We start from the raw sequence: 12,919 nt of genomic DNA, 5'->3' as shown, positions 1-12,919 counted from the left end.
AATGATGCTCTTCGATAAGAACAAGCGCATTTTGAAAAAATACGAGAAGATGGTCTCAAAAATAAATCAAATAGAGTCCGATTTACGCTCAAAGAAAAACAGCGAGCTGATAAGACTTTCCACGGAACTGAAGGAAAAAGTGAATTCCTTTGAGAACGCCGATGAACACCTTTTTGAAGCGTTCGCGTTGGTTAGAGAAGCAGCACGAAGAACACTCGGGATGAGACCCTTCGATGTCCAAGTGATGGGTGGTATAGCGCTCCACGAAGGGAAAGTGGCCGAGATGAAGACCGGTGAAGGAAAAACCCTCGCCGCCACCATGCCGATTTATTTGAACGCCCTCATCGGAAAGGGTGTTCATCTGGTCACGGTCAACGACTATCTGGCCAGAAGAGACGCGCTCTGGATGGGGCCTGTATATCTGTTCCTTGGTTTGAGAGTTGGTGTGATAAATTCTCTGGGAAAGTCATACGAAGTGGTTTGGAAAAACCCTGATCTCGCCAGAAAAGCAATAGAAGAAAACTGGAGCGTCTGGCCTGATGGGTTCAACGGAGAAGTTTTGAAAGAGGAATCTATGAACAAGGAAGCCGTTGAGGCCTTCCAGGTGGAACTCAAAGAGATAACCAGAAAAGAAGCCTATCTATGCGATGTTACCTACGGCACGAACAACGAATTCGGCTTTGACTACCTGAGGGACAACCTCGTTCTCGATTACAACGACAAGGTGCAGAGGGGACACTTCTACGCTATTGTGGACGAAGCCGACAGCGTGCTCATAGACGAAGCAAGGACCCCACTGATCATCTCCGGTCCTTCCAAAGAGAGTCCTTCTGTGTACAGGAGATTCGCTCAGATCGCTAAGAAATTTGTTAAAGATAAGGACTTCACGGTAGATGAAAAAGCGAGGACCATCATTCTCACCGAAGAGGGTGTGGCGAAAGCGGAGAAGATCATCGGTGTCGAAAATCTTTACGATCCGGGAAACGTGTCTCTTCTCTACCATCTCATAAACGCTTTGAAAGCGCTGCACCTGTTCAAGAAGGATGTCGATTACGTCGTCATGAACGGTGAAGTTATTATCGTTGACGAGTTCACAGGAAGACTGCTACCTGGCAGACGCTACAGTGGAGGACTCCACCAGGCTATTGAAGCCAAAGAAGGAGTGCCCATAAAAGAAGAATCCATCACCTACGCGACGATCACATTTCAGAACTACTTCAGAATGTACGAAAAGCTCGCCGGTATGACAGGAACAGCCAAAACAGAGGAAAGCGAATTCGTACAGGTTTACGGTATGGAAGTGGTGGTTATTCCCACTCACAAGCCCATGATAAGGAAGGACCACGATGACTTGGTCTTCAGGACTCAGAAAGAGAAGTACGAAAAGATCGTGGAAGAAATCGAAAAGCGCTATAAAAAAGGTCAGCCAGTTCTTGTCGGAACAACCTCTATTGAAAAGAGTGAACTTCTCAGTTCCATGCTGAAAAAGAAAGGAATCCCCCATCAAGTTTTGAACGCGAAATACCACGAAAAAGAAGCTGAGATCGTTGCCAAAGCCGGGCAAAAAGGCATGGTGACGATCGCCACCAACATGGCTGGGAGAGGAACGGATATAAAACTCGGCCCGGGGGTGGCGGAACTTGGAGGACTGTGTATCATAGGAACGGAAAGACACGAGAGCAGAAGAATCGATAATCAGCTGAGGGGACGTGCCGGTAGGCAGGGAGATCCAGGAGAGTCCATCTTCTTCCTCTCTCTCGAAGACGATCTTCTGAGAATCTTCGGTAGTGAACAGATTGGAAAAGTGATGAACATACTCAAAATAGAGGAAGGACAGCCTATACAGCATCCGATGCTTTCAAAGCTCATCGAAAACATTCAGAAGAAGGTTGAGGGTATCAACTTCTCGATAAGAAAAACCTTGATGGAAATGGACGATGTCCTCGACAAACAAAGAAGAGCGGTGTACTCGCTTCGCGATCAGATCCTTCTCGAAAGAGACTACGACGAATATCTGAAGGATATCTTCGAAGATGTTGTCAGTACAAGGGTTGAGGAGTTCTGCTCCGGAAAAAATTGGGATATCGAAAGCCTCAAGAACTCTCTCTCTTTCTTCCCGGCTGGTTTGTTTGACCTGGACGGAAAGCAATTCAGTTCTTCTGAAGAACTTCACGACTATCTGTTCAATAGACTTTGGGAGGAGTATCAAAGAAAGAAGCAGGAAATAGGTGAAGATTACAGGAAAGTGATCAGATTCTTGATGCTCAGAATAATAGACGACCACTGGAGACGATACCTGGAAGAGGTAGAGAACGTTAAGGAAGCCGTTCAGCTGAGGTCTTACGGTCAGAAAGATCCTATCGTTGAGTTCAAAAAGGAAACGTACTACATGTTTGATGAGATGATGAGGAGAATAAACGATACGATAGCCAACTACGTTCTCAGAGTTGTTAAAGTTTCGGAGAAGGATGAAAAAGAGGCCAAAGAAGAACTTGGTAAAATTAGACTCGTGCATGAAGAATTCAATCTTGTGAACAGAGCGATGAGAAGAGCCACAGAGAAGAAAAAGAAAAAAGATGGATTACCCAGCTTTGGTAGAATAAGAGTGAAGAGGTGATGGGTATGATCAGTTTCGAAACTAGAACAAGGATAGAGGAACTTGAAAAAAAGTATAAGGACGTACTTTCTGTGGTTAATGAAAACGAGGTTGATAAAGAGATCGAAGAAATAGAAAAAAAGCTCACAGACCCGTCGGTTTGGGACGACCAGAAAAAAGCGCGCGAGTACACCCAGAAACTGAAGAGGCTGAAGAGCATCTCTGAAGATTTGAAGAGAGTGAGATCTTTGTTCGAAGATCTGGAAGTTGCCATAGAACTTTCCGACGAGGATCAGGAGATGGCTCAGCACGTGGAAGAAATAGTCCAGGAACTGGAGGACGCCGTCAAAAAGCTGGAACTTGAGATCATTCTGAACGGAAAATACGATCCGAACAACGCTTATCTGTCGGTCCATCCAGGTGCAGGTGGTACTGAGTCCCAGGACTGGGCGCAGATGCTTCTCAGAATGTACATGAGATGGGCGGAGAGAAAAGGTTTCGATGTTGAGATTGTAGAGCTGCAGCCAGGAGAGGAAGCTGGCATCAAGGATGCCACGATCCTCATAAAAGGTGAATACGCTTACGGTTACTTGAAACACGAATCCGGAGTTCACAGACTGGTTAGGATCTCACCCTTCGACGCGGCCAGGAGAAGGCACACTTCTTTCGCCTCTGTGAATGTGATTCCGGAAATAGATGACGACGTGGATATAGAGATCAGACCGGAAGATCTAAAGATAGAAACCTTCAGAGCTTCTGGACACGGTGGACAGTACGTCAACAAAACCGAATCTGCCGTGAGAATCACGCATCTGCCAACTGGGATTGTGGTCTCCTGTCAAAACGAAAGATCGCAGCACCAGAACAAACAAACCGCGCTGAAGATACTCAAGGCGAAACTGTACCAACTCGAGATGAAAAAAAAGCAAAGAGAAATACAGGAGATTCAGGGAGAGCTCAAAGACATTTCCTGGGGAAACCAGATAAGATCTTACGTTTTTCATCCGTACACGATGGTCAAGGATCACAGAACCGGAGTAGAAACGGCAAACGTTGACGCCGTTATGGATGGAGATATAGACATGTTCATAGAAGCTGAACTGGTCTATTTTGCACGCCGATCAGGTTAAGCCGTATTTCTTCATCTTGTAAGACAGGGTCTTGTAGTTCATATTCAGAACTTCACACACTTTCTTTCGATTGCCCTCGTTTTCCTCGAGGGCTTTCTTTATGACCTTTTTTTCCACGAATTCAACCAGAGAGTCAACAAATTCCTTCAGGTTCAGACCTTTTATCTCATCGATTCCGCTGGCAATTTTCATCGCCTGATCGATGGGATTCTCCAGAGTAATTATTTCATAGACCTTCTCGAGAAATTCCTGTGTGTTCCCGGGCCAGTGGTACTCTATCAGGAGCTTTGTCAGATCGTCATCGATTTTCACCGTTTTCCCCTGGAACTGAAGAGACTTTATGACCCCGTCAAGCATGTAGGGGATATCCATCTTTCTTTCTCTCAAAGGCGGTATTTCGACGAAGGGGATGTTGTTTTTCGGTGTGCTGTCCATTCCCAGTATTATCTTTCTGCCACCAAGGCCAGCAGGCGAGAAATCTGGAGGCACATCGTCGATGAAAACAGTGTGCGAATTTATGTTCAGCGGAAGATCTTCATGATAGGTGAGAGAAAGATAATTTCCACCCGTTACAAAATCTACGTACGCGTGCCTGTGAACTCCTTTCTCTGAAACCAGCGCAAAAATTGAAAAAGAGTTGTAAAATTTCAAAACTCGGAACAGAATTTCCTTTATCTTGGCTCCCTGAAGCTCTGGGGTGTAGAGTAAAAGGTTGAATCTTGCCTTGATGGTTTCAAGATCCTTTCTGGCAGCCGCGTACTTCAAGGCAAGTTCCAGCTCCCTCAAAGACTGGACAAAAAGGGTGTCTTCCATTTCCAGAATTTTTTCACCGAAAACTACATCCCACTTTTCGGCAAGGATCTTGTCTCTGTAGTCTTCTCCTTCGTACAGGTCCCAGATCACATCGTGGGATATCTCTGATATCATATCTTTGAAGGTGTTGACAATATCCTTTCTGATGAGGACCCTCAACACGGTATCAGCCCCGTTGTCCGTTGCTTCCGTTTCAAATCTTACCACACGAAAGGGAGGAAAGAGGAACGGAATGGAGCTCAAAAAACTGGATGAAGGTCTTTTCTGGCCGGATTACAAAAACTCTATCGTCAATTTTTCAAATTCGATTCTCGAGTTGTTCGACGAAAAACCACTACATAGGCCTTTCAGGTTCCCCAAGCGAGTTCTTGAAAACGTGAGAAAAGTGATCGTTATGGTAATAGACGGCCTCAGTTTTGAGATCTTTTCGGACACGATTCATGATGACGATGTTCAGGTTTTTCCCTGTTCGGCTGTTTTCCCAACCACCACCGCTGCTGCTCTTCCCAGTCTCTACTCTGCCCTCACACCGTTAGAACACGGCTTTTTGGGCTACATCCTTTATCTCAGAGAAGTGGGAAGCCTTGTGAACATGATAGAGATGTCCCCTCCGGGCCTTCCCAGAGACAGCGTGCTCAGGTTTCACGATTTCAAGTTCACCACTATCTTTCAGAGACTTCAGAGCAAAGTGAAGAGCTTCTTTCTTATTCCAAGGTATCTTCTGGGAACGGGTTTTTCCAGAATAATGTCCCGGGGATCGGAGCAGATCGGATTTTCGAGTTTTGGGGACATGATTGAAAAAACTCTTGAGATTCTTGAAAACCCTGACAGAACGCTGGTTTTTATCTATTGGCCAACGTTGGATTCGATAGCGCACAAAAACGGTGTTGGAAGAGAGTATATCAGAGAGCTGAGATGGATTTACAGGATCCTGAAGTTCGAACTTCTCCGCAGGCTGAAGCAGGACACACTCTTTTTCCTTGTGAGCGACCACGGGCAGATTTCAACACCTCAAGACAACGAAATATGGTGGGATTTTTCTTCTGAAGTCATGAGGTTTCTTGACAGACCCCCCACTGGAGAACAGAGAATGATGTTTCTTTATACGAAAAAAAGAGAGCTTTGATAGAATATCTTAAGGAGAAATACGGAGATTTTGCCGTTTTTCTCGATCCAAAAGATTTCGTCCATCTTTTTGGAACTGGAAGAAAGCACTCGGAATTTTTCAGCAGAGTGGGAGACGCTGTTCTGATAACAAAAGAGACTTTTTCCTTTAACTACAGGTACACAGGAAAGGAAGAGAGCTTGTCTGGAAGACACGGGAGCCTTTCTTATCAGGAACTGGTGGTGCCGTTGGTAGTCTACAGGAGGTGGTAGGTTCCGTTATCTGAAGAGTCCAACCTGGGGAAAAGTGGATTACAGAACAGTTCAAGAGCTCGTAAAAAAGTTTACAGAAGGATACAAATACAGCGTGTTCGTCGGGACGGACAGCGATGTGAAGGACGGGAAAGTGATATATGCCACGGCACTCGTGGTGTATCGTTTTGGGAGCGGTGCCACTTACTTCTACACGGTGTACAGGGACGGAAATGGAAAAGATCTGTACTCGCGGATTTTCAGAGAAGCGGAGATGAGCCTCGAGATGGCCAGATTCGTAGAGGAGATATTGAAACTGGGAAAACCCGTTATCCACCTCGACATAGGTTACGAAGGTCTCACAAAAGATCTCGTGTCCAGTGTGATAGGTTACGTGAAGGGGGTTGGGTACCCCTATCAGATAAAACCCGATTCGTTTGCCGCCACGAAAATTGCGCATAAACACACCAAATAGGGAGGTATAGTTGTGAGAATCCTTCTGAGTGTCTCCATATTCGAAGACGAACTGATTGAAATTCTCGATGGACTCGATGAAACATACGAAATCTTAGCTGATGACGACTGCTTCGAGATTCTCAAAGATAGAATCCCCAGGATAAGACCGTTTGAAAGAGACGACTTCGATCTTCTTTATCTGAACTGGAAAGATTTGCCTTCCGAGAAACGAGAGGAAAAGATTCTTTCGACCGTCGATGAGAACAGAACTCTCCTTTTTCTGAAGGCGATCAAGAATTATCGTGAAAAGCTTGTAGCGACCTCCTTGGAGGATTTGAAACTCACCTTCTCTGAGATAGAAAGAGCGGGGGACGTTTCCCTTCAAACTAGGAGGTACCTTCTTCTCAAAGGGCTGGCATATTTTTTGAAAGTTCATTCCGAAGTTCTTGAGAGCCTGTCTGATCTATTTTTCATAAAGGATTGGAAAGCAATCGTCCTGGAAAGGTTACAAGAGGGTATCAAAGCGCCTGTCAGTCTCCTGCCAGTGAGCATTCCTCCAGAACTGGTTGAGGATATCGGTCTCGCTTCGCATCTGATAAGGTTCCTGCCCCAGAAAGCGTGCGTTCTGGTTAAAAACGGGAAGATCGTTTACGCTTCATCGACGGGTGATCTTCCAGAAATCGAGGGTGGTGTTTTCGCACTCAAAGGTGTGTTCAGAGGAGAGAAGAAGTTTGACTTCATCCTGGCAGAGGATTTCGAAGGTGATGTGGAGGGTTTGAGGATAAAGGACTTGCTCCATCAAGAAGAGGGCCTCGTTCTTTTGGGAGCGTCTGGATACCTGAGAGAACCCGTTCCAACAAACGACTTCACAGAGGTGCTCTCTATGCACCCGGTTTTCGACAGCTGCGCTGTGACGAAAGAAGGAAAACTCGTCCTTCACGTTGTGGAACTGAACAGAAGCGATGTCATAAATGCCCTTGAGAAAATTGACCTTTCGGGCACGGAGGTGGCGTTCAACTTTCCCATCTCTGATGAAGAGAAAGCCGAGCTGAAACAAAAGGGGGTAAAGAAGGTATCCTGGATAGATTCGAGAAGAATCTGGAGAAGGTGCTGAACTATCTTTTTGAGAATAACTGCCTTCTCTGTGGCAAGGAAGTGTCACCACTCAGATCTTTGTGTGAGAACTGCGAAGAGAAGGTCCTCAAAAATGGACCTTCTTTTTATCGTGAAGTTCACAGAAAATACGAGCTTTTTGTGTACTCTGACTACACGGATGAAATTGAACGCATCATAAGGCTTTACAAATATCATGGTGAAGTTTCTCTTTCCGGAACATTGGTGAAGCTTTTTCTGAAACTTTACAGTTATTTTCCCAGAGAAGCCAACCTCATCACATGGGTTCCTTCTTCGCTTGATTCTCTCGAAGACAGAGGCTTCGATCACATGAGACTTCTAGCGAAGAGGATAAGCAAAGAGTTGGGCATACCGTTTGACGCTGTTCTGGAAAACGTGTCGGAAGGAAGACAGGTGGAAAAGAGCAAAGAAGAGAGGAAAAGAACCGGAAGATTCATCTGTAAGAAAGATCCTCCTCAGAACGTGATACTGATAGACGATGTTTTGACGACGGGAACCAGTGTAAGAGACTGCGTGGAAACCCTTTTCAGGAATGGAGTCAGCAAAGTTTTCGTTTATGTTCTGGCGAAAACTAGACGATGAGGCCTATTATCAAGTCGTTGACGTTCGTTCCCGTAGGTCCTGTTATCAAGAGCGCTCCAGATTTTTTCAGAGCGTTGTACGAATCGTTGTTCTTCAGATACTGGTAGGGGTCTTCTCCCATTGCTTTCAGCGTTTTTGCCGTGCTTCCATCCACGATTCCTCCAGCTGCGTCTGTGGGGCCGTCCGTTCCATCTGTTCCTGCTGAACACAGAATCACTCCTTCTATCCCTTCGAGGGCTATCGCTGCTGAGAGGGTAAGTTCTTGGTTTCTTCCTCCGATGCCGTTTCCTTTCACATGAACGACTGTTTCTCCACCGAAGATCAACGCGGCTGGTTTTTTCAGAGGTCTGTCTTTGAACTTGACCTCCTTCATGATGCTCGCTATGAACCTTCCCGCTTCTCTGGCCTCGCAGTCCAGAGAAGTGGTTATTATCTCCGCGTTGAACCCTTTTTCTTTTGCCAGTTTTTTAGCTTCGTCACACACCTTTTGAACGTTTCCTATCAAATCTATCTCCACGTTCGATAGATGCTTCGGTGTTTCTCGAAGGATCGCTCTTTTCACCGATTCGCTGGTTTCTATTCCGTACTTTTCCAGAACTTTCAGAGCGTCTTCGGAGGTGGAGCTATCAGGCCAGGCAGGACCGGATGCTATCACGTCCAGTCTGTCACCGAGTACATCGGAGAGGACGAGCGCTACGACTTTAGCGGGAAACACCCTCTCCGCGAATCGACCACCTTTCACCTGCGACAGGTGTTTCCTCACGGTGTTTATCTCTTCTATGCTTGCACCACTTTTCAAGAGAGCGCTGGTTAGCTTTTGAATTTCTTCGAGAGACACTCCTTCTAAAGGCAACTCGAAGAGGGAAGAACCTCCTCCAGAAAGAAGAAAAAGGACTGTGTCGTTCTCATTCAGCTGATCAACAAGTTCTAAGACTCTCCTGGTGGTTTTTATGGTGTTTTCATCGGGAACCGGATGGCCTGCCTCGTAGATTTCAAAATCATCTATCGGTCCTTCGCTGTGGCCGTACTTTGTTACAACCACACCTTTTCTTATCTTCTTCCCAAGAACTTCATAAGCAGCTTTTGCCATTCGCCACGCTGCTTTCCCAACGGCAACGAGAATCACTCGATCGAGGTTCAACTTCGGCAGCGTTTCTTTCACTGCTCTGTCGGGAAAAACCGCTTCTATGGATTTTTTGACTATTTCTATCGCTAATTTCTTCAAGGATTCAGGATCAAACAATACGTATCCTCCCCTCTTTTTTGTATCACAGGTTCTCTTTTGAATATCTCCCGGGCTGTGAGGTACGCGTGTGACAGGGCTATTCCCAGGTCTACAGGCCTTTCCGAAGAGATGCAGAGTTCACCGCCGGTGTATTTGATTTTCCACGGCTGTCTGTTCAGGGCAGACGGTGCCAGGATCGTCATCTCAACGATTTTTACGATCTCGGGTGGAAGTTCTTCCAGGTCGTTTTCGAGAAAGGAGGTGATGGGTCTTCTCTTTCTGGTGAAATTTCTGGTCCTGGGATATCCGAAGACGATGATGTAAGGAACATCAGGATGGGGTGATCGGGCCATCCAGCACGTTCCAAAACCCTGCGCTGTGAGAAAAAGGACTATTTGTTCTCCCTGAAAACCGTATTCGACGAGTTCGTCAAAATGTTTTTCAGCTTTTGCGTAAATGTAACTTGGAAATGAGGAAAGATTTATTTTCCAGTCCAGTTTCTTTGTGATAAACTTTACTAAAAGATTTTCAATATCATCTTTTACTCTCTCCGGCATTTTCCTTTCCAAAAAATCCCGCACTGAGTGCCTGTTTCCAATCGCTTCAAAGATGTTCACCTCTACCACCTCCGGGGGTGAGCGACGTGAGAAAATCACTGGCTTTTTTGATTATTTCTGTTCTGCTTTCAATTTCTTTTGGGGATTTCCTGTATCTTGTGCCGCTCTCGGTGGATTTTCCCGAGGAACTCTACGAGAGCACGGGAACCAGGTCGTTCCTTGTGAAATATTTTACTCTTTTCGAAGACGAATTCCAAAAGGGAATCGTTTTTTCTGGATGGATCTTTTCACCCAGCGATCAAGCCACAGCCACCGTGGAAGTGAAGCTCGAGGGTGAAAAAGAGCAGCACAGCTTCTCTGTGGAAGCGAAGCGGAAGGGTTTTTACCTTGTGATCCCTCCACATCTTCTGGTGTTTCCAAAGGATTTGAAGGTCTTCATTGGAAAATACGAAGTGGGGGGTGAGCCTCGTTGATAGAGATGATCACCCATTTAACGGCTGCTGTGCTTCTTTTCTTCTTCGTCGTTATCGTGAGAAAGTACGCAAGGAGCCTGGGGAGTTATTTTCTGGAACTTGGAGTTTCTATCATAACAGGGGGGCTTTTACTTACAGAGATCAACGGAACATTTGGATATAATATCATACTTGTTGGGATAGTGGTTACCTTTTTTGGCGTAACAAAAATCTTCAAGAGATTAAAAGAAATAGCCATAAAAGACTATCTCACAGGACTTTACACGAGGTACTACTTCTTTGAGGAGTGGCTCCCAAGGGAAATGGAAAGGCAAAAAAGAAAGAGTGGAAAGGGCATCTCCTTTCTCATCATCGATCTGGATGATTTCAAATTCTCATAGAATGGGCGACAAACTTTTGAAGTACGTTGCAAGTGAGATCATCAAAAACATCAGGAAAACCGATTGTGCGGTTAGATTCGGCGGAGACGAAATTCTTATTGCTTTCCCGGATACCGACAAAAAAACTGTTGAAAACATTGTGAAAAGACTTGAGAAAAAATTAATTTTCAACCCTGTGGGACTCCCGGTAGAATTTTCTTATGGAATAGAGACCTGGAAACCCGGTGAAAATGTGGAAGGAATTGTTCAAAACGCAGATCTTCAGATGTACGCTCTGAAGAACCTGAAAAAGCAAAAGCGCGTTCTGACGGAAGAGCCAGAGGTTGACTAACTCAAAATTTTAAGGTAATATATTCAATGCGGTGGGAGCGTAGCTCAGGGGGAGAGCGCCTGCCTTACAAGCAGGAGGTCGTAGGTTCAAGTCCTGCCGCTCCCACCAGAGATGTTAGGTGGCCAGGTAGCTCAGTTGGTAGAGCACTGGACTGAAAATCCAGGTGTCGGCGGTTCGATTCCGCCCCTGGCCACCAGCTCGTACCGTTGAAACCTGGATTTTCAGCTCGGTCATTTTGACTGACCGGGCTTTTTGTTTTAAAGATCCAGATTTTCTTAAAAACAGGGGTTGAACATACTTCATGCTCATGCTATAATCTTCTTCGGCGCGTCTGAACTGGTCTTTTCAAAGGAAAAGGATTGTGTTATAATATAAAGACGAGGTGGGGCCGTAGCTCAGCTGGGAGAGCGCTACCATGGCACGGTAGAGGTCGTGGGTTCAAGTCCCATCGGCTCCACCAGCGGGGGCCCCCGTAGTTCAACGGATAGAACGGCGGATTCCTAATCCGCAAATGGAGGTTCGACTCCTCCCGGGGGCACCACTCCCGGAAGGAATATGTGGTGGGCCGTTAGCTCAATAGGTAGAGCACCTGATTCTTAATCAGGGGGTTGCAGGTTCGAGTCCTGCACGGCCCACCAGATTTCATTAAAAAAGTAAGTGGAGGCCAGCCCGGCTTCCCACCCTGGGGCAGAAGGCTACCAGGGTAAATATCCCTGAAAGATTCAGCTTCGAGGGGAAGCGGGCTTTTTGCCCGCTATTTTTTATAGTGTAAGGAGGCGATAGATATCGGTGTAAACACGGATCTTCCGAGAAACGAGCAGATAAAAGTTCCAAAAGTCAAAGTGGTGGACGAAAATGGGAAGATGATAGGTGTCATGCCAACCAGAAAAGCTCTGGAACTTGCAAGGGAGAAGGGGCTTGACCTTGTTCTCGTTGCTCCCAACGAGAATCCACCTGTTGCCAAAATTATGGACTACGGAAAGTACAAGTACCAGCTCACAAAGAAACAGAAAGAAAGCAAGAAGAAGCCTGTTCAGATGAAACAGATGAAGTTTCGCTTGAAGATTGACGAGCACGACTATCAAACCAAGGTGAAGCATATAAGGAGATTCCTGGAAGATGGTCACAAAGTCAGGGTGGTTGTGATGTTTATAGGAAGAGAAATGATGTTCGCAGAAAAGGGTAAAGAAATCTTGGAAAGAGTTATCAAAGACACTGAGGATCTGGCTACGGTGGAAAGTCCTCCCAAGATGGAAGGAAGAGACATGTGGATGGTGCTGAAACCCAAAAATTCGTGAAGGAGGTCCTGGATATGCCGAAGGTGAAAACAAACAGGAGTGCCGCAAAGAGATTCAGGATAACAAAGAACGGTAAGATAATGAGAAATCACGCTTACAGAAGTCATAAAACGGGAAAGAAAAGAAGAAATGCCCTCAGGGAACTGAGGAAGAAAGACGTTGTGTCCAGCGCTGACGAATACAGAGTTCTCAGACTTCTTGGAAAAAAGTGAGGAGGGATAAATCATGCGCGTAAAAAGAGCTGTACACGCGAAAAAGAAGAGAAAGAAATATTTGAAGGCTGTCAAGGGATACAGAGGAGCTCTCAGCAGAAGGTACAAGCTCGCCAAGCAGATGTATGTAAGATCGAAATGGTACTCCTATGTTGGAAGAAAGCAGAAGAAGAGAGATATGAGAAAGCTCTGGATCACGAGAATCAACATTGCTGCAAGGAACGAAGGACTCAAATACAGCGAGCTCATTCACGGTTTGAAGCTTGCCGGTGTTTCCATAAACAGAAAGATGCTCTCTGAACTCGCAGTGAACGATCCTGAAGCTTTCAAAGAATACGTGAAGATAGCGAAAGAAGCTCTCGCATCCTGAGGTGTT

General features: G+C 45.8%; 16 protein-coding genes and 5 tRNA genes. 18 read left to right on the top strand and 3 right to left on the bottom strand.

What is annotated here, in order from left to right; all coding sequences use genetic code 11:
* The first annotated feature begins 1 nt into the window (after position 1).
* Together secA and prfB are read left to right on the top strand one after the other, a co-directional pair.
* Positions 2 to 2,617, top strand: coding sequence for a preprotein translocase subunit SecA (gene secA / locus CELL2_RS06265; RefSeq protein WP_038034622.1), 2,616 nt, complete (start codon positions 2 to 4; stop codon positions 2,615 to 2,617).
* Positions 2,618 to 2,622: 5 nt separating this feature from the next.
* Complete coding sequence (gene prfB, locus CELL2_RS06260) at positions 2,623 to 3,726, top strand: peptide chain release factor 2 (protein WP_038034624.1); 1,104 nt, start codon at positions 2,623 to 2,625, stop codon at positions 3,724 to 3,726.
* Here prfB and CELL2_RS06255 read toward each other — a convergent pair.
* Positions 3,718 to 4,653: a helix-turn-helix domain-containing protein gene (locus CELL2_RS06255; RefSeq protein WP_128081017.1), complete on the bottom strand. Its 936-nt coding sequence runs from the start codon at positions 4,651 to 4,653 to the stop codon at positions 3,718 to 3,720. The genes prfB and CELL2_RS06255 overlap by 9 nt on opposite strands.
* A 118-nt stretch (positions 4,654 to 4,771) precedes the next feature.
* Here CELL2_RS06255 and CELL2_RS06250 point away from each other — a divergent pair, with 118 nt between their 5' ends.
* From CELL2_RS06250 to CELL2_RS06235, 5 genes are read left to right on the top strand one after another with little or no spacing between them, the layout of a single operon-like run.
* Positions 4,772 to 5,665 (top strand): alkaline phosphatase family protein, encoded by an 894-nt coding sequence (locus CELL2_RS06250; RefSeq protein ID WP_241208639.1) that lies wholly within the window; start codon positions 4,772 to 4,774, stop codon positions 5,663 to 5,665.
* Positions 5,662 to 5,916: a hypothetical protein gene (locus tag CELL2_RS09635; RefSeq protein ID WP_241208638.1), complete on the top strand. Its 255-nt coding sequence runs from the start codon at positions 5,662 to 5,664 to the stop codon at positions 5,914 to 5,916. The genes CELL2_RS06250 and CELL2_RS09635 overlap by 4 nt, the downstream gene beginning before the upstream one ends.
* A 34-nt stretch (positions 5,917 to 5,950) precedes the next feature.
* On the top strand, positions 5,951 to 6,370 hold the full coding sequence (locus tag CELL2_RS06245) for a ribonuclease H-like YkuK family protein (protein ID WP_235231212.1): 420 nt from the start codon (positions 5,951 to 5,953) through the stop codon (positions 6,368 to 6,370).
* Positions 6,371 to 6,382: 12 nt separating this feature from the next.
* Complete coding sequence (locus CELL2_RS06240) at positions 6,383 to 7,465, top strand: hypothetical protein (RefSeq protein WP_038034629.1); 1,083 nt, start codon at positions 6,383 to 6,385, stop codon at positions 7,463 to 7,465.
* Entirely contained in the window at positions 7,459 to 8,067 is a 609-nt protein-coding gene (locus tag CELL2_RS06235; protein ID WP_004082014.1) for a ComF family protein, read from the top strand. The genes CELL2_RS06240 and CELL2_RS06235 overlap by 7 nt, the downstream gene beginning before the upstream one ends.
* On the opposite strand, the gene CELL2_RS06230 is transcribed toward CELL2_RS06235, so the two are convergent.
* Positions 8,057 to 9,310, bottom strand: a complete 1,254-nt coding sequence (locus CELL2_RS06230; RefSeq protein WP_038034630.1) for a glycerate kinase — start codon at positions 9,308 to 9,310, stop codon at positions 8,057 to 8,059. The genes CELL2_RS06235 and CELL2_RS06230 overlap by 11 nt on opposite strands.
* Positions 9,289 to 9,909 carry a nitroreductase family protein gene (locus CELL2_RS06225; RefSeq protein WP_038034632.1) on the bottom strand — a complete coding sequence of 207 codons (621 nt, stop codon included), beginning with the start codon at positions 9,907 to 9,909 and terminating at the stop codon, positions 9,289 to 9,291. Before CELL2_RS06225 ends, CELL2_RS06230 begins: the two co-directional genes overlap by 22 nt.
* 26 nt (positions 9,910 to 9,935) lie before the next feature.
* Between CELL2_RS06225 and CELL2_RS06220 the strand changes: the two genes are divergently transcribed.
* The 11 genes from CELL2_RS06220 (at position 9,936) to rplT (ending at position 12,913) form a co-directional block, all read left to right on the top strand.
* Positions 9,936 to 10,322 (top strand): hypothetical protein, encoded by a 387-nt coding sequence (locus CELL2_RS06220; RefSeq protein ID WP_039446221.1) that lies wholly within the window; start codon positions 9,936 to 9,938, stop codon positions 10,320 to 10,322.
* Positions 10,319 to 10,702: a diguanylate cyclase domain-containing protein gene (locus tag CELL2_RS09630; protein ID WP_235231211.1), complete on the top strand. Its 384-nt coding sequence runs from the start codon at positions 10,319 to 10,321 to the stop codon at positions 10,700 to 10,702. Before CELL2_RS06220 ends, CELL2_RS09630 begins: the two co-directional genes overlap by 4 nt.
* A gap of 16 nt (positions 10,703 to 10,718) precedes the next feature.
* Positions 10,719 to 11,033: a diguanylate cyclase domain-containing protein gene (locus tag CELL2_RS09625; protein WP_235231210.1), complete on the top strand. Its 315-nt coding sequence runs from the start codon at positions 10,719 to 10,721 to the stop codon at positions 11,031 to 11,033.
* A gap of 33 nt (positions 11,034 to 11,066) precedes the next feature.
* Positions 11,067 to 11,141 (top strand) — tRNA-Val (locus tag CELL2_RS06210).
* Between the two features lie 12 nt (positions 11,142 to 11,153).
* Positions 11,154 to 11,229: transfer RNA gene (locus CELL2_RS06205), tRNA-Phe, on the top strand.
* Positions 11,230 to 11,417: 188 nt separating this feature from the next.
* A tRNA-Ala gene (locus tag CELL2_RS06200) sits at positions 11,418 to 11,493 on the top strand.
* A 6-nt stretch (positions 11,494 to 11,499) separates the two neighbouring features.
* Positions 11,500 to 11,574 (top strand) — tRNA-Arg (locus tag CELL2_RS06195).
* 21 nt (positions 11,575 to 11,595) lie between these two features.
* Positions 11,596 to 11,671: transfer RNA gene (locus tag CELL2_RS06190), tRNA-Lys, on the top strand.
* 225 nt (positions 11,672 to 11,896) lie between these two features.
* Entirely contained in the window at positions 11,897 to 12,331 is a 435-nt protein-coding gene (infC, locus tag CELL2_RS06185) for a translation initiation factor IF-3 (protein ID WP_038034686.1), read from the top strand.
* Positions 12,332 to 12,345: 14 nt separating this feature from the next.
* Positions 12,346 to 12,543 (top strand): 50S ribosomal protein L35, encoded by a 198-nt coding sequence (rpmI, locus tag CELL2_RS06180; RefSeq protein WP_038034634.1) that lies wholly within the window; start codon positions 12,346 to 12,348, stop codon positions 12,541 to 12,543.
* Positions 12,544 to 12,556: 13 nt separating this feature from the next.
* A complete protein-coding gene (rplT, locus tag CELL2_RS06175) occupies positions 12,557 to 12,913 on the top strand; it encodes a 50S ribosomal protein L20 (protein ID WP_038034636.1) in 357 nt (118 codons plus the stop codon).
* Positions 12,914 to 12,919: the final 6 nt, after the last annotated feature.

The sequence above is a fragment of the Thermotoga sp. Cell2 genome, assembly GCF_000789375.1.
Classification (GTDB): domain Bacteria; phylum Thermotogota; class Thermotogae; order Thermotogales; family Thermotogaceae; genus Thermotoga; species Thermotoga petrophila.
The sequence above is the reverse complement of the archived record's forward strand: the minus strand, read 5'-3'. Positions and strand labels throughout refer to the sequence as shown.